Consider the following 2,945-nt stretch of genomic DNA (forward strand, 5'->3'; position numbering starts at 1 on the left):
TATAGCAAAACAAATAGGAGATAACTTCTCAATATGAGATTTACTCTTGATAAGTAATTATAAATAATTTTAGCTACTATTACTTTATTCATTAATCTATAGCCACCCATTTAAGAGAAGGGATAAATCCCTTTCAGTATAAAATGGGAGTGAATTGATAATGAGCAGAATAATGGTAGACGTAGAAACAGGAGAAAAGTATGATTTAGCATCCTTTACAACAGTAGAACAGCAATTAGCTTACAAGGAAGTTAAAGATAAAGAGGAAAGACTTTCTAAATCAGAAAATCCTTTTTTCTTTGCTGAAATGGATGAGGTTAAAGGTAAAGAGCTAACAAAATTAGACAATAAAAATTTAGGTTGGTTCTTGATATTACAGACCTATGTTGACTATAAGAACATGCTGAGACTTCCAAATGCAAAGTTACCTATGAAACCTCTGGAGATTAGGAGAGCACTGAAAATAACTGATTCTAGAACTTTTAAAACTCTACAGGCTAAATTGGAAGAGCTTGAATTAATTTATACAAAAGATGTTGAGATGTATGGGAAAACATATACTGCATTTTTCATTAATGACAAATACTGCTTTAAAACAGGTTTACATGGAGAATACAAAAACAGAAAAACTAACAAAGCTGTAAAGTTCTTTATTAATACCTTACAAGAGGTATACAGCCAAGAGAAAGTAAATTCAGGAGATGTAGGTTTAATCTATAAAGCAATACAGCACCTCCACTATAACTCTAACATACTTGTTCAAACCCCCTCAGAAATGGATGAGGCTTTTGTTAAGCCTTTGGCTATAGATGAATTTGCAGTTAGTGTGGGTATCAAAAGGCAAAGCATTCATAAAAAATTAATAGCTCTTACCTATCCCTGTATGTATAGGGGGGAGCTGAGGGAATTCAGAGTCTTTGCTAGGGTGAAAGTAGGCAAGCATACTTTTCTAAAGTTAAATCCTTTTATTGCTTGGAGGAAAGCAGGAGACCCACCTGTTGAGGCTTATATTGAATTTGTAATGGAATATAACAAAGTTAATAAAAAGTGACTTGGGAGAGCAGCTGCTCTCTCTTTTTTTGTTGGAATAAACAACCATAGAACTAATAGAGAATAGATATTATAATTTTAGTTGGAATACATATAGAGGAGCTTAAAAATGACCAGTAAAGAAATGAATGATAAGTTTGAATCCTTAAAAAAAGAGCATGAGGATTTGATGCCTATGGAGGAAGTGTCTTTGGTTTACTTGGGTGCATTCTTTAGTAAAGAACTTGCCAGAACCATAGAGCAGTCTGAATTTCTTATAAATCTTGCTTTGACAGAAAGTAATGTCATGAGTGAAATAATAAAAGTACTAGAGAAGTATTATTACCTTAATAAACAGGAAAATATTGCTGAGGAAATGATAGATAATAAAAAAATAAACTAATTAGTATGGGAGCTTAGCAACTCCTTTTTTTTGCTTTTAAATCAATAAATCTCTAGATAAATCTAGAACATGTCAACCTAATTACCACTTTTATATATGGACATGACAACCTAATTACCTGTTTTCAAGGGGTTTCTCTCTTATCTTGATAAGTAATAAAATATCTAAGTAATAGGAGGAAAAGCACCTCCTGAGCTGAGGCAAGCTCAACTCCTAACAATAACAATAATAATAAGCACTATTGTATATACAACAATAACAATAATAGTAATTAATGATGTAGAGGCTTGGCTTTAGCCATGGCTCTTGGATGCCTCTTAGGGCAGACATATAAGCTGTTCTAACAGTTAGATATTATCCAATAAAAGTTGTTGTCTTGGATTTTGATATTTAGCAAAAGACAGTGATACCAAGAGGTATGACTAGAAAACACCCAAGAAATCCAGAGTAGATGTAATATAAAAAATAGATTTTCACATAAAAAATAGCACCCTCTACAGGATGCCCCTCTCTTTTGCAATGCTATAAAGTGATGACCTAGTCACTTTTGTAATCTGACATATATCTTTGACAGTCTTTTTATTGTTAGCTCTGTCAGCAAACAGCTCTAGAGCATGTAATAGAGCAGGATTCTTGTCAGTGTACTTCTTTGGCTTAGTCTTATACTTTCCATTAGCTCTAGCTACAGCAATGCCCTCTCTCTGCCTCTCTAATATCATTTCCCTCTCCCAGTCAGCAACAGATAGGAGTATGTTCCTTATTAACCTAGAAGTAGGGGAATTATCAAACATACCCATATTAAGTACATTCAGTCTGATCCCCTTCTCATTCAGCTCATCAATCAGAGCAATACCTTCCTTTACATTCCTTGCTATCCTATCCATCTTTGTAATGATAACTGTATCTCCATCCTGCAAGACCTTTAATAAGTCCTGTAGACCCTTCCTGTTGCTGTTATTACCTGTTGCTTTATCTTTGTATATCTCCTCTGCCCCTGACTGTTTAAGAGCCTGTAGTTGTGCCTCAAGGTGTTGGTCAGCAGTTGATACCCTAGCATATCCATATACTTTAGTCATATGTATTTCCCCCTATTGAAACTGTCTATAATCTATCTTTATTCTATTGAAAGATATTGGACATGTCAAATGGACATTACAAAGCTAGATAAATCAAGGTTTGAAATTGTTGTCCAAAAAGGTAGGAGAAAGTGGACAAAAAAATACCCCCCCCATAGGGGGAACAGGGTATAAAAGAGGTTGAGAGTAGGCTATTAAAAATACAGATAACAAAAAAACCTAAGTAGATATTATTCTTTATAATTCCTATTATTAATAAACTTGAAATGATACTTTTGAGAGATTACTGTCATCTCTCCTTGCAAGATAAATTGGATCATGTTCAAAAGGCAATTTAATTATTTTATTTTCCATAGAATATAGTTTAAATTCATTTAGGAATTCCTCATCTACAGATAATTTAAGTTTATTACCAGAAGTATCTTCTAAATTAATGT

The 2,945-nt window shown here is 33.3% G+C and carries 4 protein-coding genes; 2 read left to right on the forward strand and 2 right to left on the reverse strand.

Translation table 11 applies throughout. The features are described 5' to 3' along the window. Positions 1-160 precede the first annotated feature (160 nt). Both WYK_RS05985 and WYK_RS05990 read left to right on the forward strand, forming a co-directional pair. A complete protein-coding gene (locus WYK_RS05985) occupies positions 161-1,051 on the forward strand; it encodes a hypothetical protein (protein WP_040373653.1) in 891 nt (296 codons plus the stop codon). A gap of 108 nt (positions 1,052-1,159) precedes the next feature. Then, on the forward strand, positions 1,160-1,432 hold the full coding sequence (locus WYK_RS05990; RefSeq protein ID WP_040373654.1) for a hypothetical protein: 273 nt from the start codon (positions 1,160-1,162) through the stop codon (positions 1,430-1,432). Positions 1,433-1,926: 494 nt separating this feature from the next. Here the strand turns inward: WYK_RS05990 and WYK_RS05995 are convergent, their stop codons facing one another. Both WYK_RS05995 and WYK_RS25515 read right to left on the reverse strand, forming a co-directional pair. Further along, positions 1,927-2,508: a recombinase family protein gene (locus tag WYK_RS05995; protein WP_040373655.1), complete on the reverse strand. Its 582-nt coding sequence runs from the start codon at positions 2,506-2,508 to the stop codon at positions 1,927-1,929. Between the two features lie 252 nt (positions 2,509-2,760). Beyond that, positions 2,761-2,945 (reverse strand): hypothetical protein (locus tag WYK_RS25515; RefSeq protein WP_040373656.1); only part of this gene is annotated, 185 nt, incomplete at its 5' end.

It is taken from the genome of Peribacillus psychrosaccharolyticus ATCC 23296 (assembly GCF_000305495.1).
Taxonomy (GTDB): Bacteria; Bacillota; Bacilli; order Bacillales; family DSM-1321; genus Peribacillus; species Peribacillus psychrosaccharolyticus.